The sequence below is a fragment of the Pseudomonas sp. Pf153 genome, assembly GCF_001269775.1.
Lineage (GTDB): Bacteria > Pseudomonadota > Gammaproteobacteria > Pseudomonadales > Pseudomonadaceae > Aquipseudomonas > Aquipseudomonas uvaldensis.
In genome coordinates this window covers 345,433-365,076 of the sequence record NZ_LHVL01000025.1, presented here as the reverse complement: position 1 = coordinate 365,076, position 19,644 = coordinate 345,433, and the positions used below count along the sequence as shown (strand labels likewise).

Genomic DNA, 19,644 nt, shown 5'->3' with positions numbered 1-19,644 from the left:
CGATCGGAGGCGGCAGGCTGTCCCGAGCGGTGGCTGGTAAATCGCCAGGCGGCAAACGTGTCGTAACGGTAATAAGTGGCGTAGTTCATGGCTGAATCCTCAAGTTTGTCGGGTGTTGCAAAAAGTGTTGGGTCGGAAAAACAAAACCCCCGGTCGGGAGGCCGACCGGGGGTTTGGAAAACTCTGGAAGGCGACCCGTTTGCAGTGGGCGCCGGTGGGGTATCAGGCGCGCCAGTGGCTAAACCAATACCCAAAATAAAAGTTGACCGGAGTTTGGACGCCGTTCGCCCGCGCAGCCGCAACCGAGCGTGCGGCGCTGGCGGTGTGGAGCGATAAGAGGGCGTTTGACATGGTGCGTCTCCGATGAATGGGCCTGAGCTTACTCGACGGCAGTGCGCCGGTTCAATAAGAAAATTCTATCGGGTATAGGTGCCGCTCCGGATGGTTGAGTCTGGCGGGCTTTGTGACAGACTTCAACGTTATGCCAAGTCAGCTAAATCCTTGATTAACCCTCACGAGGTAACCATGAGTTTCCAGTGGCGCGCAGCCGAGGCCGGGGACATCGGCTTCGCCCGGCAGTTGACCTGCACCAATATGCTCCCTTACCACCTGCGCCATGATTTGCTCTGGCAGGATGAGGCGTTCGACTTGGCCTGGATTATTCGCCAGAACTGGATCATCTGCCACGATGACCAGGTAGTGGGTTTTGTCAGTCTCAGTCGTGACGCCAGGGCGTTGTACATCCGAGAGCTGCAGATCGCCGAAGCATTCCGTGGGCAGGGCGCCGGTACCTGGGCGATCGCACAGGTGTGGAGCATGGTGAGGTTGGAGCGTCGGCCGGCGCTGCGTCTGACGGTGTTCAGGGACAACCCGGCCCGTGGGCTCTACGAACGGCTGGGGCTGCGCGTCGTGGGGGAGGATGAATGTTTCCTGAGGATGCAGCGAGACGCCGATGCTTGACGCATCGGAACCTGCATGTGTTGTAACTTTTAAATGCCCCTTTGCGCTAGGTCTGTCGACAGCTTTTTTGCTAAGGTGTGAAGCAACCCATATAAGACCAATCGTGAGGTGTCTGCTTGATTAGGGTGTTAGTGGTCGATGACCATGATCTCGTTCGTACGGGCATTACACGAATGCTGGCTGACATCGACGGTCTGCAGGTGGTTGGCCAGGCCGAATCCGGGGAAGAGTCCCTGATCAAGGCGCGTGAATTGAAGCCTGATGTGGTACTGATGGACGTGAAGATGCCCGGCATCGGCGGTCTTGAAGCCACGCGTAAACTGCTGCGCAGCCACCCCGATATCAAGGTTGTCGCGGTGACCGTCTGCGAAGAAGATCCGTTCCCGACTAGGCTCCTGCAGGCGGGAGCGGCGGGTTATATCACCAAGGGGGCCGGTCTGAACGAAATGGTCCAGGCCATCCGACTGGTATTCGCCGGCCAGCGCTACATCAGCCCGCAGATTGCCCAGCAACTGGCCATCAAGTCGTTCCAGCCGACCACCGAGTCGCCCTTCGATGCGTTGTCGGAGCGGGAGATCCAGATTGCCCTGATGATCGTCGGCTGCCAGAAGGTGCAGATCATCTCCGATAAGCTGTGCCTGTCGCCCAAGACCGTCAACACCTACCGTTACCGTATCTTCGAGAAGCTTTCGATCAGCAGCGACGTCGAGTTGACCTTGCTGGCGGTGCGTCACGGCATGGTCGATGCCAGCGCCTGACAATGACCGAACTGTTTGATCCAAGCGCTTTCCTGTCTACGTGCAGTGGCCGCCCAGGCGTGTACCGCATGTTCGACAGCGATGCGCGCCTGCTCTATGTCGGCAAGGCCAAGAACCTCAAGAAGCGTCTGGCCAGCTACTTTCGCAAGACCGGACTCGCTCCCAAGACCTCCGCTCTGGTGGGGCGCATCGCGCAAATCGAAACCACCATCACTGCCAACGAGACCGAAGCGCTGCTGCTCGAGCAGACGCTGATCAAGGAGTGGCGGCCGCCCTACAACATCCTGCTGCGGGACGACAAATCCTACCCCTACGTGTTTTTGTCCGATGGGGCGTTTCCGCGCCTGAGCATTCATCGTGGGGCCAAGAAAGCCAAGGGCCGGTATTTCGGTCCTTACCCCAGCGCCGGGGCGATTCGTGAAAGCCTGAGCCTGCTGCAAAAGACCTTTTTCGTCCGCCAGTGCGAAGACAGCTACTACAAGAACCGCACCCGACCCTGCCTGCAATACCAGATCAAACGCTGCAAGGCACCCTGCGTCGGGCTGGTGGAGCCCCAGGTCTATGCCGAGGATGTGCGCCACTCGGTGATGTTTCTGGAAGGTCGCAGCAATGCACTGACCGATGAACTGTCGGCGGCGATGGAAGAGGCGGCGATCAACCTTGAATTCGAAAAGGCCGCCGAGTTGCGGGATCAGATCGGCCTGCTGCGTCGTGTCCAGGACCAGCAGAGCATGGAGGGTGGCAGTGGCGACGTCGACGTCATCGCTTCGTTCATCAATCCGGGCGGCGCCTGCGTTCACCTGATCAGCGTGCGGGGCGGCCGGGTGCTGGGCAGCAAGAACTTTTTCCCCCAGGTGGGTATCGAGGAAGATGTGGCCGAGGTCATGTCGGCCTTTCTCGGCCAGTACTACGTCAGCAGTCCTGAACGCGACTTGCCGAGCGAGCTGATCGTCAACGTGGTCCATGAGGACTTTCCGGCCCTGATCGAAGCCATTCATACGCTGCGCGGTCGTGAACTGACCATCAGCCATCGCGTACGCGGCACCCGTGCACGCTGGCAGCAACTGGCCGTGACCAACGCCGAACAGGCCCTGGGTGCGCGCCTGGCCAATCGTCAGCACGTCGCGGCGCGGTTCGATGCCCTGGCTGACGTACTCAATCTGGACGAACCGCCCCAGCGGCTGGAGTGCTATGACATCAGCCATTCCAGCGGCGAGGCCACCGTGGCGTCCTGCGTGGTGTTTGGTCCGGAAGGTCCGATAAAGTCCGATTACCGGCGTTATAACATCGAAGGCGTGACCGCCGGCGATGACTACGCCGCGATGCATCAGGCGCTGATGCGCCGCTTCGGCAAACTCAAGGACGGGGAGGGCAAGCTCCCGGACATCCTGCTGGTGGACGGCGGCAAAGGGCAGTTGTCCATGGCCCGGGATGTGCTCAATGAACTGATGGTGCCGGACCTGATCCTGTTGGGCGTGGCGAAGGGCGCGACGCGCAAGGCCGGTTTCGAGACGCTGTACCTGAACGATGCAGCCCATGAATTCACCCTCAAAGGGGATTCGCCGGCGTTGCACCTGATCCAGCAGATCCGTGACGAAGCCCACCGTTTCGCCATTACCGGACACCGTGCCCGTCGAGGCAAGACCCGCCGTACATCGACGCTGGAAGGTGTGGCAGGCGTCGGCCCGACACGGCGGCGCGACCTGTTGAAACATTTCGGTGGATTGCAGGAGCTGTCTCGTGCCAGCATCGAGGAGATAGCCAAAGCACCCGGTATCAGTAAAAAGCTCGCTGAGTCGATTTATGCAAACCTGCATAGCGAGTAGAATGCCCGTCAACCTCGCAGCCAGTTGTGCCGATGAATATCCCAAATCTGCTTACCGTTCTACGTGTCCTGCTCATCCCGATCTTCATAGTGCTGTTCTATTTGCCGTACCACTGGAGCTATGTGGCGTCCGCCTCGGTGTTCGCCATCGCCGCCGCCACCGACTGGCTGGATGGCTATCTGGCCCGGCTGTTGAAACAGAGCACACCATTCGGTGCCTTTCTCGATCCGGTGGCCGACAAGCTGATGGTCGCGGTGGCCCTGGTATTGCTGGTGCAGGAGCACGGTAACCTCTGGCTGACCTTGCCGGCGGCGGTGATCATCGGTCGCGAAATCGTCGTCTCGGCACTCCGGGAGTGGATGGCCGAACTCGGCGCCCGCGCCCAGGTGGCCGTGTCGAACCTCGGCAAGTGGAAAACCGCCGCGCAGATGTTGGCCCTGGTTATCCTGCTGGCGAATCCGTCGGACTTCAGCTTCTGGGTATTGCTCGGCTACGCCTTGCTGCTGATATCCGCAGGCCTGACGCTCTGGTCGATGGTCCAGTACCTGCGCGCCGCCTGGCCGCATCTGCGGACCGACGTGGACTCGAAATAAAACTTTTTTGAATCAAAGGGTTGACGGCGTAATCTGAATCTATAGAATGCGCCACACCAAGACGCGGGAATAGCTCAGTTGGTAGAGCACGACCTTGCCAAGGTCGGGGTCGCGAGTTCGAGTCTCGTTTCCCGCTCCAAGATTCAGAAAAAAGCCACTCAGATGAGTGGCTTTTTTTTTTGCCTAAAATTTGTGTGCAGGGGCATGGAGTGGTTAGCGTTTTTGAGCAAAGCGCCCTCGAATCGCTTCTGAGGCGTAGCTTCTCACCTTATTCATCCCCCAAAGACATTGATATCATTCTATACACCTCTGGGCAGGGGAGGTTGGGACGTCTTCGGAAGCGGCCTTATACCTTGTTCATCCTGTGAGAATGGCTTTGTCAGCTTGACCTTGGGGGCCCTCATTGGCAGATTCCGTATCAGCTTTTAAATTCGCTCAGGTACTCGACGACCCGTTCGGCTTCCTGGGCAATTGGGCTTCGTCGCGTTCGAACGACTGGCAAAGAATGCTGGCGGTGGCATTTGCTTCTCCACCCGGTGCCGACAAATCCTAGGGTTGAGCCCGGGATCGTTGGTCTGCTCTGGCTCTATCCGCTACTGCTACGTTCGCCTTCCTGCCTGTGGCGTGCTTTTCCGGTCACTGGCAATCGACAACTGGTCTTGAGGCGTTTCACGCAGCTTGGGACGCAGTCCATTGCTCACAGGTGCATCTGCTAGCAAGGTGGTTATGCGGGTGGCCAACTTGATAGAAAAACGCCGCAGCTCGGGTACTGCCGTGGCCTCCCAATACTGGGCTTTGAGCATGGGGCCCACGTAACTAAGCCAGGGTATCGGTTGATATTGCTGATCCAATACGCACAATTGCTCGTCCACCTGGATCCCGAAACCACAAGGGGCGGCGCTGATAAGCCCTTGCTTCAGCAAATTATTGACCAAGGGAGACTCGACTCGCTGGATATCGAGATTGGGACCGGTGCAATTGATAATTCTGCTGACCTTGAGCGATTCAGTTGCCTGGTCGCTGCGCCGTCGAAAGTCGACAATCAGGCCTTCGCCCAGCAGCGCCACGTTAATCAGCCTGCCGGCATGAATGGTCAACTGGCCATTGTCCAGATAATGCTGAAAATGTTCGAAAGTCGCAGGTGCCAAACGGTGACGGTGGACGTCCCACCAAGGCTGGACATGTCGCAGGAATTGTCGCTGCTGCGCGGTATCCATCGCCGACCAGAGTTTTTGTACCCAGGGGCGTAGGCTGTCAACCACGGCTCGCCAGTCGCCGCCTTGGTGCTGGTGCGCTTTGACCCGTTTGCGCAGCGTCGCCATCAATTGTCGAGGCGAGCCGCGTCCCAGGTGCACTGGAGCGGAAAGAGGCGCAATGGCCTCCTGAAGATGACCCAAGGGCAAGAGCCCGCGCCGCGAGAGCAGATGGATAGGGCCTCGATGGCCCTTTTGGACGAGCTGCAGCGCCATGTCCACCGCCGTCAGGCCAGTGCCGATCAACAGTACCGCGGCGGCTGGATCAGACGCCAAGCAAGTGGGTGGTTCCCAGGGATCGTGCGCATAAGTTTCCGGGCGCAAGGTCTTGTTCAAGTTGCAGCAGTCGGCGGGAGGGAAGTTGCCAAAGGCGAGGATCACATGATCCGCCTCAAAAGTACGCCCGTCTGACAGCTTGAGCTGGGCGCCGTCGCCGTAGGGTTGCACCTGTGTGACCTGCGCGACAATCCGTGACAGTTGTACGCCAGGATTGAATCGTTCAGCGCTGTCGAGGACATCGTTCAAGTAGCTGCCATAGAGGCTGCGACTGACGTATGAGGTGGGCTCGACATCGTAGTGCCGGCTTTTGCAGAACCTCAGAAAGTCTTCCGGAACGTCGTCCAGCGCGCTCATTTTTCCAACGCTGGCGTTCAATAAGTGGAGGGGGCTGTTGGTGCCGTAGGCCAGCCCTCGGGCCATAGCCCGCGTGCGATTGATCAATATGATATGCAGGTTGGTGCAACCGCTGCGCAGGATCTGTGCCGCGGTGGCCACACCACTGAAACCGGCACCGACGATGACAAGCGTCTTCATGATAGTTGCCCTGTGGTGACGTAATGGCTAGTTCCAGCACCGACGGTGGTGCAGGAATGTTTCGATAGTGTGTGCTGCCTGCTCGACAGAAGCCGCTGCGCTATCGATCACGATGTCGGGAGACAGAGGGCGCTCATAAGGGGAGTCGATACCGGTGAAGTTCTTGATCAGGCCCTGACGTGCCTTGGCGTATAACCCTTTGGGGTCTCGTCGCTCCAGGACTGCCAGTGGCGCATCAATGAATATCTCAATGAAATCGTCAGGGGCGAAGAGAGCCCTGGCCATGCGCCGTTCTTGTTCGAACGGCGAGATCAGGCATACCAAGGTGATCACGCCGGCGTCCACCATCAATCTGCCCACCTCGGCCGTACGCCTGATGTTTTCCTTGCGATCGTCATCGGCAAAGCCCAGGTCGGCGGTCAGGCCCTGACGAAGCCGGTCGCCGTCCAACAGGCAGGTGTGTAGTCGATGCTTATGCAGGTTGGCCTGGACCCGGTTGGCAATGCACGACTTGCCCGCGCCGGACATGCCGGTGAACCACAACAGGAGAGAACGATGGCCTTTCAGGTCGGAGTGGTCCTGACGTCCGATTTCAAAGTCATGGAGGACCAGATCCGAATGTGAATGAACGGTAGGCGGTAGTGCCAGCGAAGAGGGCATGAGGTATCTCCGTGGAGCTTGTATGATCAGAGCTCAATGACCGCGCGATAACGCACCTGGTTGTTGCGCAGCGCATCCAGGGCATGGTTGATGCGTGTCGCCGGGAAGGTTTCGACCAACGGCCAGACGCGATGCTCGCTGGCAAATGCCAACATTTGCAGCATGTCGTGACGCCCGCCGACGTTGGCGGTGGAGACGGTCAGGGTTTTGTAGGTCATGGCTGCGATGTCCAAGGTGATCGGGTTGGGCATGCCGGCAAAACACAAGGTGCCGCGGGGGCGCAGCAAGGCGATGGCGCTGGCCCAGTCCTGATCGTTGGAGGCGGTCACCAGCAGGAAGTCCAGGGTGTTTTCCTGTGCGTGCAACGTGGCCGGATCCAGGGTGTGGAAGTGGCGAGCACCCAGCTCCATGGCCTGGGCTTTCTTGTCTTCTGAGCTCGACAGCGCGGTCACGGTGCACCCGAACTTGGAGGCGAACTGAATGGCCAGGTGGCCCAGCCCTCCAATCCCCAGAACGCCGACCCGCATGTCCGGACGCGTACCGTGCAGCAGTGCGGTGAACACGGTCTGTCCTGCACAAAACAAAGGCGCTGCCATGGGGGAGGGCAGTGCGTCGGGGATGGCGAATACAAACCGTGCGTCGCAGGTCAAAAAGTCCGCGAAGCCCCCTCGGTGCCCATCGCTGCAGGTAGGCACCACGTTTGGGCAATGCTGCTCTTCACCCTTCAAGCACCACTCGCAGGCCAGGCATGCACCTTTGTACCAACCGACGCCGACCCGTTGTCCCAAGGCGAGCCCCGCTACCAAAGACCCGCTGCGAACTACTTCCCCCACCACCTCATGACCACATACTTGTGGGTATTGAGATGCTTCGCCCCAATGACCTTCGATCAAATGCAGGTCACTGGTACAGGCTCCACAATGGGTGACCCGGATCTCGACTTCATTGGGACCCGGGTCCGAGCGTGGATAAGTAAAAGGCTTCAACGGCGAGCCCGGGCTATGTGCCGCCCATCCGGTGGTGGTATGCGTCATGGGGTCTCTCCTGTGTGTAGGTGGAGCGCCGTGAGGTATTGCTGCGTCCATTCGGCATCGATCACCGGGCATTTCAGATGCGCGAGGTGTAACGGGGCCGGATGGCTGAAATGCTCGAAGTCGGCGATGATCATCGGAAGAATCAGCAACGTGCGCTGGAGCACGGGGTTGCCGGGTGCCTGGGTCTTGAGTCTGGCTTGCCATTCGGCCAAAGGGAGGGCCGTGAACCGGTTCGTCCCTAAGAGTGTCTGGATCCAGGTGCACATTTGTACCCAGCGGGTGCTCACCGGGTTGTAAAGGTGATGGATCGGTGCCGAGTGCGTCGTCGGCTGGCCGAGGGCGCAATGCACGAAGATCCGGGCGACATAATCGACCGGCGTGAGATTCAGCGACCAGTCGCTTTGTGCTGGCCAGGCCTTGAGTGCGAGGCAGCTTCGAATCATCAGTCCGACGTAGTCGTCGGGGTTGATGCGGTCGCAGGCACTGGCGTGGACGGGGGCGCTGATGTCACCACATCGCAGGATGTTCAGATCTATTCCTGTCCGTTCACAGAACGTTATCGCCACGCGTTCGGCAACCAGCTTGGCTCGATTGTAGCCGGTCGTCGGGATCGTTTCCGGCAGGGTCGAGGCGAAGATGACGCCGGCACCGCCCAGGGCAGCCAGGCGCAGCATCTCCAGGACGCCGCCTACATTGGTTTCGGCCAGGCGTTCATAACGCTTGAGCCAGTTGACCTCGGCGCCGCAATGAATGATGCAATCGACTTCCGAGGACAGTTGCCGGTGAGCCTCGGGTGACAGGCCTAGCCTGGGTTGGCTCAGGTTCGCAGCCACGACCTCTACTGGCCCCAGATCGGCCACCCGCTGCTGCGCGTGAGCCGGGCTATCGGCCCGCACCAGGCACAGAATGCGCTCCACGCCCGTCGTCTGTTGCAATTGGCGAACAATCATCCGTCCCAGGTACCCCGTAGCCCCTGTAACCAGGATCGTTCGCCGTGCCTGGCGCGGCGGCACATGCGCCACAGGTGCTTGCAGCCGGGACAGGTAAAGCTCGGTTTCGGCATCGACCGAGAAGGGGGCCTCCTGCACGGATTCCCCTTGGAGCCTAAGAGCGAGCAACTGCGTAATGCCTGCCAGGGTCGCATTACGGGTGATGTCGGCAACAGACAGATCGGCGCGGAAAGTGCGGTTAATCAGGTTCATCAGCTCCAGCAGCAACAGGCTGCCGCCCATCTCGAGGAAGTCGCTGTCAGGGCCCAGGGTGACACCCTGAAGGCGCAGGCAATCGCCCCACAAGGCGGCGACCCGGGATTGCAAGGGCGTGAGCGACGGTTCGTCATCCGGCAGGGAAACCAATGGCAGTTGCAGCAATAGGTGCGCGCCCAGGCGCTTCTGGCTGGCACCGGCCGGGATCGAGGGGCTCAGGAAATAGGCCACCGGAACGCTGAAAGCGGGCAGGTGTTGACTCGCCCAATGCCGCAGCACGGTGGCCAGGGGCGGATGTTCGGGGTCCGCCGGCGTGACGAAGGCGACCAGTTGCAGGTCAAGCCCGTCGCCTCGCGTGGTGACCAAGGCCGTGCGCACCTCGGGGTGAGCAACCAGGACACGTTCTACGTCGCTGCTGAATACCTTGAACCCCCGCAGCTTCAAATGCGTGGTGCTGCGGCCCAGCAGATGGATGTTTCCGGCCTCGGTGAGTCGCACCATATCACCGGTACGCAGCAGCCGTCGGGCCAGTTCCGGCTGGGTCAGCGCCAGCGGGTTGGTTATGAACGCTGCCTGATCGGCCGCATCGTTGTGGAGATAGCCTGGTGTGAGTCCCGGTGAGTGCACATAGAGTTCGCCGGGACTGCCCAGGCGAACGCATTCAAGTGTCGAGTCCAACACGTAGGCCTCGGTGCCGGGGGTGAGGTGCAAGCGGCCTGCGGGGCCGATCAGGGCGACGTCCCCGGCTTCGTTCGAGCCATACAGATCGAGTATCCGGCAGTGGGGCAGGCAACGTTCGAGTTGTTCGCGAATCGCGTCGGGCAGTTGCTCGCCACTCAGCCAGAGAGTGTGCACGGTGCGAAATGCCTGTTGGAACGCCTGCTCGTTTTGCAGCAGGCCGGCTACCAGGCTGGGCGTTATCATAAGTTGAGAGAGACGGCTGTCCTGGATAAAGCCTGTGAGGGCGTGGGGATCCAGCACCATGGCGTCCGGAATCAGGCAGGCAACCGCACCGCTGAAGATAGGGTAATACACATAGCCGGTCATCCAGGCATTGAGCCCCACACGGTCACCGGGTCGGATGTGCTGTTGCCAGAATGCGAGGGAATCGAGGCGACCGTTGTCAGCAATAGTGACCACCTTTGCCATGCCCGTGGTGCCGGAGGTCAGCAAACCATAAGCGACGTCCCCGAACGGCTGCGCCCGTAGCTCGCGCGCTTCGCCGCAGTGCTCCGGCAGATGGTCCAGCACCAGCGACCGGTAGCGGTCTGCCAGGGGCTTGAGGGTGAGGGTATCTCCCACCACGGCTACTGGGTCGAGTTTCGCCAGGATGTCCGCGGTCGCGTCGGTACCGTACCAGTGAGGGATGTCCAGGTATGGCCAGCGCAGCAGGCTGCAGGCGGTCATGGTCACCAGCGTGCGCAGGTCCTTGTCCAGGCGGATTGCGACCCAGCCCCCATGGGGGCACATGTCTAGGAGGCGCTCAGCCAGATTGCAGGCCTGGGCATTCAGTTCGCGAGCGCTCAGGCTGTGTTGGGGACTGACCGCGACAATGGTGTCTGGCGCATCGCACAGCAACGCATGCAGGCGCGCGTGCCAAGAGGGGGATGGTGCGCGGATTGAGGCGTTGAGACATTGGGTCCTGATCTGCTGTTGGCGGCTGTGTTGGGCTGCCGCCCATTGATGCTGGGCGATCCGTGAGCTGATTTCATCTGTCGCCGGGTTATCTCGCTCGACGATGATCAACGCAACTTCGGTCTGGCGTGCTTGCGGGCTGTCGGGGCAGATCAGGCAGAGCTGGCGATGACCCAGGTGCCTTACGAACTCAAGCGACACGGGTTCTTCAGCGGTCGTCAGTGTCACGAGGGGCAAGTCTTGCAGTTGTTCGACTTCGCGGGTAAGCGCATCGAAATGATTGTGCGCAGGGCTGCTCAATAACCAGACAGCATAGTCGTCAGGCAATTGCGCTGCCCACCGCAAGGCACGTAGATGCTGCTGCCTTGTCGACGCCAACAACAGCACCCGTAGCCGTGCCGCTACCGGTTCATAAAGGCAAACGAGGTGATCCGCCATAGATGGCGCCCGTTGCCAGGCGGCCGCCAAGTGGAAGAACCTGTAGAGGGGCTGTTTGTCCCGCGCCGTGGATTCGACGGTTTCCGGGAAGGTGATTTGCGGGTGCGCGACTTGGGCAAAGCCGCAGGAGCGCTCGGCATCGTCATGCCAGCCTTGGAAAAACTGCCACTGTTCGACCTTTTCCGGTTCCCAGCTCAAAAGGCGAGGCGAAAAGTCGATACCGGCAAAATCACAAAAGCGCGCCAGGGTGCCCCGCGTATCACCCATCAAGTCGGCATCACTGTCCAGGTACAGCACCTGGTTGGCATCGCACTGTTCAAGTACCCGCTCATGGATGCGAGCCAGCTCATCGAAGCCGGATTCATCCGCGTCGAAATAGGTCGTGCCGCCGCTCTGGCTGACACGGTACAGCGACCGCATCACATCCAACGGTTGGCGGACCAGGAACACATGCCTGAACTGTGCCAGCCACGTGCTATCAACCGAATCGAAGTCGACGAAGTAGGCAATTTCCTTGGAGAATTGCAAGCGGTGTGGTGGTGCTGGAGGTTCACCGAGCAATGCCATCGCATCGACGTAGTCGGTGATTCCGGGCGGCCCGTTATTGATCCGACGGGTTTGTTCAATCAACGCATGTTTTTCGGGAAAATGCTTGGCCAGGAAGGGCTCGGAGAGCCTTTCATGCAACACCCTGACGTCTGGGTGCTGCATTACGGCCCGCTCGAAAGCGGTAGAGCGGCTGCGAGACACCGCCCACAGGATCACATTGGGCAGGTAATGAGATGACGTCAGCATAAACAGCTCCTTGTTAAGGCCTGTGCATGTGAAGCGTTCAGCGAGTGGCGGTGGGCTTTTTCAGCAGGATGAAGCCTGAAATCAGGATCAGGGCCAGACCGGCCGCGGTGCGGCCATTGAGCACTTCGTTGAACAGCAAGGCCCCCCAGGCGATGGCGAAGATCAGGTAGGTGTAGTCGAATGCGCCGATGATCGAGGTTTCGCCGATTTGATAGGCCCGGGCAATGCCGGTGCTGACCAGTACCATCAGGACCGCCAGCAGCACCATCACGCCCCAGTCACTGATCGCCATCGGCGACCAACCGCCCACCAGGAAACGCAGGCCCTCATTGCCCGGTAGGTGAGGGCCGGTCTGTGCGACGACAACGCTGCCGACCATGCCCATCAATAGCAGGACGATGTTGAGAGCCAAGGCCAGGTGCATCGGTACCTCCTTCGCGCACTTGCCCTTGGTCACGACCGCTGCGAGCGCATAGAAAATGGCCGCGAGCACGGGCAGCAGAGTCCATAGGTTGAAGTCACCCTGACTTGGCCTGAGTGTGACCACGACCCCGACGAACCCCACCAAGATGGCCAGCCATTTGCGCGGTGTGACATGCTCTTTCAGGGTGATTGCCGAGAACAAAGCGATAAACAGAGGTGTCGTATAGATTGCCAACGCGGCGATGGTCAGGCTGATAAAAGGCAGGGCGCTGTAAAAGGCGATCCACATCAAGGCAAGCAACAGGCTTCTCGTTCCTACCCACAAGGGGGAGAGTGGCCACTGTTGCGTTGTGTCGCGGCGGTACATCAATAAGGCGGCGAGCATGCCAATGGCCAGGAGCGAGCGGATCACATAAAGCTGCCACATCGATGTCTCGGTACTGGTGGCCTTGATAAGCGCGTCTGACACTGACAACAGGAACACCGAACCCACGACGATGAGGATGCTTTGTCGGTTTTCGGCGGCCGTAACCGTTGTTGTCGCAGACATGACGGGTCCTTTATGTGATCGACCTCAAGGATTCTGATTGAGCTCGAATTGCAGTTAAAGTGACTTATGGTTACGCAGGAGGAATGAAAATTATGGATAACTTCAAACGCTCACTGCCCCCACTTTCCAGTTTGGTTCCCTTTGAAGCCGCGGCCCGTCTGGAAAGCTTTTCCAAGGCCTCGGACGAGTTGCATCTCACCCAGGCAGCGATCAGTAAACAGATTCGAGCCCTGGAAGAGTTTCTCGGTGTCGCGTTGTTTATCCGTAGAAATCGAGCCGTATTCCTGACCGAGGCGGGCGCCGAGTTTCGCGACGCAGTGCGCACGGCGTTCCTGGGCATTGCGTCGCGGGCCGAAGACCTGAAATCAGGACGACACAACAGCGAAATCGTCCTGGAGGTTCAATTGTGCGAAGCCTTCTACTGGTTGACGCCGAATATCTCACCCTTGCACAGGAAGTACCCTGATCTGGAGGTTCGCCTCAATGCGTCCATCCAGCCCATTACCGAAACCGCCGAAAAATTTGATATCGCCATCCAGACCTCAGGCCGGCCATCCGGCGATCACACTCTGCTGTTTACCCTGAGTGATGACGTGTTTCCGGTATGCAGTCCCGGTTACCTGGCATCTTTGGGTGACCGGCCACTGACCTTGCAGACCTTGGCGGACTTGCCTTTGCTGCATCATGTCGCCACCCCCCAGTATTGGAGTACCTGGAGCGACTGGCTAGGGGAGTTCCACATCAGGGCCGGAGAACTCAAGGGCAAGTTCTATGACAGCTACCCGGTCATGATGCAGGCCTGTGTCGAAGGACTGGGTTTCGCCCTTGGGTGGCGCCGGACCAGTGAAAAGATGCTCGCCAGTGGTGAACTGGTGCGTCCTTTCTCCGAATCGATTCATCTCCCGGAAGCCCTGAGTGTGTACAAGTGGCGTGATGAGAACCTGAGTCCGCCGGTTCGCCAGGTACTGGAATGGTTGACTTCATCCTTCGGGGAATGAACCCTCCCGGCCTGCGTGCAGCAGTCCCAACGCAGCCAGGGTTTTTTTCTGAATGTCGTGTACAGCATGTTCGCTGTTGGCTCCCAATGCTGGGTCGACGATGAAGCGACCTTGTTGGTAGCCATCACTGTTCAGGCCACGCTGTACACTGGCGCACAAGGGAATATCTTCCTCACGGATCACGGCGACGAAATCGATCACCTCCTGCTCTTCCTGAGAGGGTAGTGCTTGCGTGCAGAACCATTCGACTACCTGAAGGGTCTTGTCGACGCTGATTGGCAGATGATGCAATACATTCATGTAGCCCCCGGGGTAGACCTCCAGGCAAAAGTTCGGCCACAGATACCATGCGCCGAATTCGCGAGACCGTGTTGAGCTTTCCTTCATCGTATAGCCCTGGTTCGCACCACTGTCGCTGCTGAGGTGGGCGTGATAGTGCTCGTGGATCGCCAGGTGATAACTCTTCAGGTCAAGGGTCGCCGTCGAGAGTGTGGGATGGCACATCGGGCAGTGGTAGCACTCCGAGTAGTTTTCCACGGAGACTTTCCAATTGGACTGCACGCCATATTCTTTGGAGTAGGCGTGAAACAGCTTTTCCGGTGCTGGTGAGAAGGTTCGAATTGATGCTTCAAGACCAGGCAGCAAGGCCTGCATAGGCCGCGCGTGCAAGTCGAAGTTGATGAATATGAAACCGCAGAATACGTCCAGGCGTACCGGTTTGAGTTGAACCTGATCCGTGCTGAAGTCTTTGAGGTGTTCGGATTTACGGGCGCTGATCAACTGTCCATGGGTATTGTAGGTCCAGGCATGATAGGGGCAGGTCAATAATCCAGGTACATGGCCGCTGCCTTCCACCAGTCGATGCGCGCGATGCTGGCAGACATTATGGAACGCCTGCAGCGTACCATCCTTGTCCCGAACCACGAGAGCACTGCGGCGGCCGAGATCGCGCACTCGATAGTCACCCGCGTTGGGCAGGGCGGAGATGTGGCAGACGTATTGCCAGGTACGTGCAAAAATCGCTTCCATTTCCCGGTCGAATAACTGGCTGTCAGTGTAATGTTCGTTAGGTAAGGTAAAAGACGCAAAAGGGTCGATGTCGAACCCGCGAACCAAGTGCAAGGGTGAAGGGGCGCCGGTCATGGGACCTCCATGGATCAGGTTGAAAACCGTGAAGTTCATCCGTACTGTGCGACGGGATGCTCGAACTGCCGAGGGTCAAGGGTCAGTCCCAGACCTGGGCTGTCACGCAGGTAGGCACGTCCCTGGCTGATTTCGAAATCCACCTCGGCCAGTCGTACCTCATGGTGTCGGCAGCAGTTCCAGCTGGCGCGATGCAGGCGGCCGGGAGTCGAGGCGGCCAGGTGCATCACGGCACTGTCACTGATCTGTGTGCCGCCGACGTCTTCGATGTTCATCCGGATGCCGTGGTAGGCACAGAAGTCCCGAAGTTGCCGGGCTTTGGTCAGACCCCCGACGCGGCCAATCTTCAACCCTATCAACTGGGCGATGTTCTGGCGCTGGCCTTGTACCAGGTCACCAAGGGTAACGATGGATTCGTCAAGAATGATCGGGTTGCGTGTCAACTCACGCACGGCTCGGCACTGTTCCATTGATTCGCAGGGCTGTTCGAAGCACACAGTTGGGTCCTTCACGCTGTTCATCACGGAGACGGCCTCCGCCACTGTCCAAGCACGATTGACATCGAACGTGATGACTTCTCCGGGCAGGCGCTGCTCAAGCAGGTGCCGGATCTGGGCGACATCCTCATCCACCCCGATGCCGACCTTGCAGGAGTGGGTGCGATAGCCCTCACTGCGGGCGAGTGCCAGATAGTTCGCCATCTGCTCTGCGTCGTCGGTGGGAATGCTGCTTTGCAAGGCAATCGACGCTTGGAACCGGCCGCCGAGCAACGCATATATCGGCAATTGGCAGTGTTTGCCCAGGATGTCCCAGCAGGCCAGGTCAATTGCTGCTTTCACATAGGGATGACCCGGTAGCATGACATCCATGCGTGCATTGATCTGATCCAGGTGCAAGGGGTTCTCCCCAAGCAGGTGCGGTGCCAATTCGTCGATGCCGGCTCGCACGCCTTTGGCGTAGGCCGGCAGGTAAGTGGCACCCCAGGGGCAACTCTCGCCGACGCCCACCAGACCGCTGTCCGTGGTGATCAGGACGATGGTGGTGTCGAGTGAGTCGTAGTGCAGGCGACCGCCGCTGAGGCTGTACTTGTTCTTGAGTGGTACATCCAGTTGGTAGACCTTGATAGAGGTGATCTTCATGGCGTGACCACTCCCTCTCGCAACCCATGGCCGACTGCCTGGGCAGGGGACGGGAAGCCCAAAATCGACTGATGAAAGATTTGCTCGATGACGGGCAGTTGCAACGCCTGCTGGAGTTCGCCAACGGCTGCAATACTGTCCAGACACGGCTCGTAGCTATCCAGGTGCTCGGCAACCCAGCTGGGGCCGCAACTCCAGTTCACCACCTGCTCGATCAGGGCGTCCGAGAGGCCCATTGCGCGGCCGATCTGACAGGCCTCGTCGAGGATGACCTTGTTGATGCAAGCCAGAAACTCCACCAGGTGCGAGGCCAGTTTGATCTTGTTGTCATTGGTGAATACAACGCCTGAATGGAACAGCGGTGCGAGGGTGGGTGTGATACGGCCCAAGGCGTCTTCAACCACATCGCCGCTGTGGCGATAGTTGCGATTGGCACCATAGGGCGAAGGGGCATGAAAATTGGGCAGGGTGAGGCACAGTTCGTTTTCCCGCTCACTCAAGGCGGCTACTTTTACGTGATTGTCCTGGCTGTCGAACAGCTTCCCCGCCTGGCAATAGCGCTGGGCGACGATGCGTCCCAGCGGCATTGCCACCCCCAGTTCATCGGCCAGTGCCTCGGTGAGGCTCGTGTCCTTGATGGTGATCTCCAGCGTACAGGAATGATCGTAGCTGGCGTCGAATATGAACGGAGTCAGCTGGTTGCTGACAAAGCAGTTTCCCCGCGAGACTTTCACGTAGTCCCACAGCCAATGCAGGGGAATATCGTTGGCCCTGGCGATGATCAGCAATTCGGCCCATACCACGGTGGCGGTGTAGAACAGCAGGTTGGTGAGCAGCTTGACCGATTGGCCGGCTCCAATTTCTCCCACATAGAAGGATTTGCGGCCCATGGTTTCAAGCATGACCTGGCTCAAGCGGTAACCGCGTTCATCACCGCCAATGTAGAAACACACATTGGCGAAATCCACGCCCATATGTGACAGGTTGCTGACGGGCGCTTCCAGGCTGAAGATGTTTTTTTGCCTGGCCAGTTCAGCGATATGACGGGTGTTGTGATAGTCGGTGGTGGATGTGTCGATCCAGACCGTCCCTTGCGCCATTCCTGCCAGGGCGCCGTGTTCGCCCGTCATGTTTTCCAGCACGTGGTGCGGTAGCGGTAGGCAGGTCACCACGATCTGGCATGTGTTAGCGCACAGCGCAGGGGTGTCTTTCCAGGAGGCGCCCAACTCGGTCACCGGGCGAGCATGCGTGGGGTCGATATCGTACACCTGGACCTCGTAGCCCGCGTTCAACAGACGTTCTATCAATGGACGGCCCATGTTCCCGGTACCGATGAAGCCGACTTTCGGCTTGGCAGCTTGCATATCGATTCCTCCTGATGGTGGGGTCAAGCGAGTTCGCGAGCCCTGCCAGCACCCTGGCCGGTTACCCAGATTGAGTTGAAGTTTTCAAGCATGACTTGCTGGCACGATACGACCTGGTCGCTGCCCAGAGGGTTGAACTCAGCGTCCACGTTCGGATATACAAAAAACGGCAGCGACACCCTGCCGCTGTTCGCACGGTGGATGACTTGGTGGGGTGTACTGGTAAAGAGGCCATTACTCCACTTCATCAGCATGTCCCCCAGGTTGACCACCACCTCCTGCCCGCGAGGCGGTACATCGATCCAGCGTCCTTGGGAAAAAGCGCGTAGCGCACAGGCATCACCAGCTTCCTGGAACAACAAGGTGAATATGCCGTTGTCGGTATGTTTGCCCGCGCCACTGCGCTGGGGTGGGTAGTACAGGGCGCGCTGGATCAATACTGGGTCGGAAAAGAAGGGCTCGAAGAATCGCTTGTCCAAGCCAAGTGCAAGCGCCAGCCCTTGTAATAATCGAGGCACCACGTTGTGCATGACTTGATCCTGCAGGGCCAGCATCGTCTTGGCGAAACCGGGAGCCGTTTGCTCGTCGGGCAGCAGGTTTGGGCCGGTGAAGGGCTTTGCACAATTCGCGGCCTCCCTTCCCATGTCGAAGTGCTGTTTACAATCGGGGCCGGTAGGAGCATGCAATGTCTCACCAAAGGTATGTACATAACCCCGGCAGGTTCTTGGACTGACCTGTTGGTAGACGTGGGAAAACTGATTCTTGATTTCCAGCGGCAGGGCGAAAAACTGTCGTGTCGCAATAAACGCCTGATCGATTAAATGCGGATTTATACCGTGATCAGTTAAATAAAAGAATCCGTCCTGAATACAGGTTTCCCGCAGGCGCCGCACTTCATGCGTCGTATCGATAGACTCAAGCATCTCAAGTGAAATACGATTCAAGGCGTCCATGCTCTGATTCCCTTATTTATTGGGCAACTCTAAATGCCAAGTAGTGAGCGTGTACCTCATCTAAATAAGGAGCATTCATCAGTGACGGTAGGGGTGAAATTTTTTTTGCCGCGACTAAACTGTCCAGCATGTTCGCGAAGTTTTCTGCTTCATAGAACGTGCAGCGCGTGCTGAACAATAAAAGTCCGCCTGGGGCGGTCATGCGGATAAGTTCGTGAATGGCTTCTGTGGGCAGGTGACCCTCGATGAACGCACCACAGCACAAAGTTGCGTCATACTGGTTGTCCGCAATCAATGTGTTGTGTTCGGTCAGGTCCACCCCACCGTACAGAGCCCTATACGCCTGGGTTTGACGCGCCAACCGGGTCATCGCCGGTGACAGATCGCAACCTTCTACGGCGCTAAAACCTCGCTGGACCAGCTCTTTACCCACGAGTCCGGTTCCGCAGCAGGCATCCATGATGTGCAACGAGCTACGTAGTTGTCTGTTGTTTTCGTCCACGTTGCCAAGAAGTGATGTCAGCAGGTCGCTGATCATGCGTGGGCCGCAATAATTCTCCTCCAACACATCATTGTCGTAATCAACAGACCACGTTTCATAGTAGTCCCTCAGGCGAAAGTAGTCGCGATTGAAGTTTAGAGCGCGATTGACTGATGTTGGGGTGCTGGCGTTGGAACTTCTCGTGACGTGATTTTCGCTGGCCATTCTGTATTCTCCGGAAAATTATTTTTCAGGTTGAATGAATCAGGGTGGTGGCGTAAGTGGGTGTTTATTCTTATTCGCTGGCCGCTGCACTGTAAAGGCCAAATAGATGACTTATCCTTCAGGTTTTTCCTACATGGTTAACCAGATGTTATAGATGCCGTGGCAGGAATTTGACGGAAAGCGCTATTGCTCAGGCTTTCGCTGAAGGCATTCGGGAACTCTTCGCTGGTCGCGAATTTTCCATAGCTGTAGCCACCGTCAATAGATTGGAAATCTCAATTTTCAATCTCAGCCTTATCTTACAAGTTATAGAGCACGATATGACGTGGCTTCCAAGTGACCCACCATGGGGGCTGTCAGCCGGTTGACAAGCTAATGTCGTGGTAGTCTTCATGTGT

The 19,644-nt window shown here is 58.4% G+C and carries 15 protein-coding genes and 1 tRNA gene; 6 read left to right on the top strand and 10 right to left on the bottom strand.

Features of this window, described 5'->3' with window-relative positions:
- Positions 1-525 precede the first annotated feature (525 nt).
- The 5 genes from AD666_RS16830 to AD666_RS16810 all read left to right on the top strand — a co-directional run bounded on the left by AD666_RS16830 (position 526) and on the right by AD666_RS16810 (position 4,276).
- Positions 526-960 (top strand): N-acetyltransferase, encoded by a 435-nt coding sequence (locus tag AD666_RS16830; protein ID WP_053154203.1) that lies wholly within the window; start codon positions 526-528, stop codon positions 958-960.
- A 116-nt stretch (positions 961-1,076) separates the two neighbouring features.
- Entirely contained in the window at positions 1,077-1,718 is a 642-nt protein-coding gene (gene uvrY / locus AD666_RS16825) for a UvrY/SirA/GacA family response regulator transcription factor (protein WP_082339821.1), read from the top strand.
- Positions 1,719-1,720: 2 nt separating this feature from the next.
- Positions 1,721-3,544: an excinuclease ABC subunit UvrC gene (gene uvrC / locus AD666_RS16820; RefSeq protein ID WP_053154197.1), complete on the top strand. Its 1,824-nt coding sequence runs from the start codon at positions 1,721-1,723 to the stop codon at positions 3,542-3,544.
- Between the two features lie 32 nt (positions 3,545-3,576).
- A complete protein-coding gene (gene pgsA / locus AD666_RS16815; RefSeq protein ID WP_053154194.1) occupies positions 3,577-4,137 on the top strand; it encodes a CDP-diacylglycerol--glycerol-3-phosphate 3-phosphatidyltransferase in 561 nt (186 codons plus the stop codon).
- Between the two features lie 63 nt (positions 4,138-4,200).
- Positions 4,201-4,276, top strand: a tRNA-Gly gene (locus AD666_RS16810).
- A 460-nt stretch (positions 4,277-4,736) separates the two neighbouring features.
- Here AD666_RS16810 and AD666_RS16805 read toward each other — a convergent pair.
- From AD666_RS16805 to AD666_RS16785, 5 genes are read right to left on the bottom strand one after another with little or no spacing between them, the layout of a single operon-like run.
- The gene (locus tag AD666_RS16805) at positions 4,737-6,203 is read right to left on the bottom strand and encodes an FAD/NAD(P)-binding protein (protein WP_053154191.1); all 1,467 of its coding nucleotides are present in this window, start codon (positions 6,201-6,203) and stop codon (positions 4,737-4,739) included.
- Positions 6,204-6,230: 27 nt separating this feature from the next.
- Positions 6,231-6,863 (bottom strand): adenylyl-sulfate kinase, encoded by a 633-nt coding sequence (gene cysC / locus AD666_RS16800; protein WP_053154188.1) that lies wholly within the window; start codon positions 6,861-6,863, stop codon positions 6,231-6,233.
- 26 nt (positions 6,864-6,889) lie between these two features.
- Positions 6,890-7,897, bottom strand: coding sequence for an NAD(P)-dependent alcohol dehydrogenase (locus AD666_RS26125; RefSeq protein WP_172679641.1), 1,008 nt, complete (start codon positions 7,895-7,897; stop codon positions 6,890-6,892).
- Positions 7,894-11,970, bottom strand: coding sequence for an SDR family oxidoreductase (locus tag AD666_RS16790; RefSeq protein WP_053154181.1), 4,077 nt, complete (start codon positions 11,968-11,970; stop codon positions 7,894-7,896). The genes AD666_RS26125 and AD666_RS16790 overlap by 4 nt, the downstream gene beginning before the upstream one ends.
- A 37-nt stretch (positions 11,971-12,007) precedes the next feature.
- Positions 12,008-12,943, bottom strand: a complete 936-nt coding sequence (locus AD666_RS16785) for a DMT family transporter (RefSeq protein WP_053154178.1) — start codon at positions 12,941-12,943, stop codon at positions 12,008-12,010.
- A gap of 92 nt (positions 12,944-13,035) precedes the next feature.
- Between AD666_RS16785 and AD666_RS16780 the strand changes: the two genes are divergently transcribed.
- Complete coding sequence (locus AD666_RS16780; protein WP_053154176.1) at positions 13,036-13,941, top strand: LysR substrate-binding domain-containing protein; 906 nt, start codon at positions 13,036-13,038, stop codon at positions 13,939-13,941.
- Here AD666_RS16780 and AD666_RS16775 read toward each other — a convergent pair.
- From AD666_RS16775 to AD666_RS16755, 5 genes are read right to left on the bottom strand one after another with little or no spacing between them, the layout of a single operon-like run.
- Positions 13,924-15,084, bottom strand: coding sequence for an aromatic ring-hydroxylating dioxygenase subunit alpha (locus tag AD666_RS16775; RefSeq protein WP_053154173.1), 1,161 nt, complete (start codon positions 15,082-15,084; stop codon positions 13,924-13,926). The two genes, AD666_RS16780 and AD666_RS16775, sit on opposite strands and share 18 nt — an antisense overlap.
- 35 nt (positions 15,085-15,119) lie before the next feature.
- Positions 15,120-16,223: a mandelate racemase/muconate lactonizing enzyme family protein gene (locus AD666_RS16770; RefSeq protein WP_053154170.1), complete on the bottom strand. Its 1,104-nt coding sequence runs from the start codon at positions 16,221-16,223 to the stop codon at positions 15,120-15,122.
- Positions 16,220-17,587, bottom strand: coding sequence for an NAD(P)-dependent oxidoreductase (locus AD666_RS16765; protein WP_053154167.1), 1,368 nt, complete (start codon positions 17,585-17,587; stop codon positions 16,220-16,222). Before AD666_RS16765 ends, AD666_RS16770 begins: the two co-directional genes overlap by 4 nt.
- A 23-nt stretch (positions 17,588-17,610) precedes the next feature.
- Positions 17,611-18,540, bottom strand: a complete 930-nt coding sequence (locus AD666_RS26120; RefSeq protein WP_177330469.1) for an isopenicillin N synthase family oxygenase — start codon at positions 18,538-18,540, stop codon at positions 17,611-17,613.
- A 16-nt stretch (positions 18,541-18,556) separates the two neighbouring features.
- On the bottom strand, positions 18,557-19,246 hold the full coding sequence (locus AD666_RS16755; RefSeq protein WP_053154164.1) for a class I SAM-dependent methyltransferase: 690 nt from the start codon (positions 19,244-19,246) through the stop codon (positions 18,557-18,559).
- Positions 19,247-19,644: the final 398 nt, after the last annotated feature.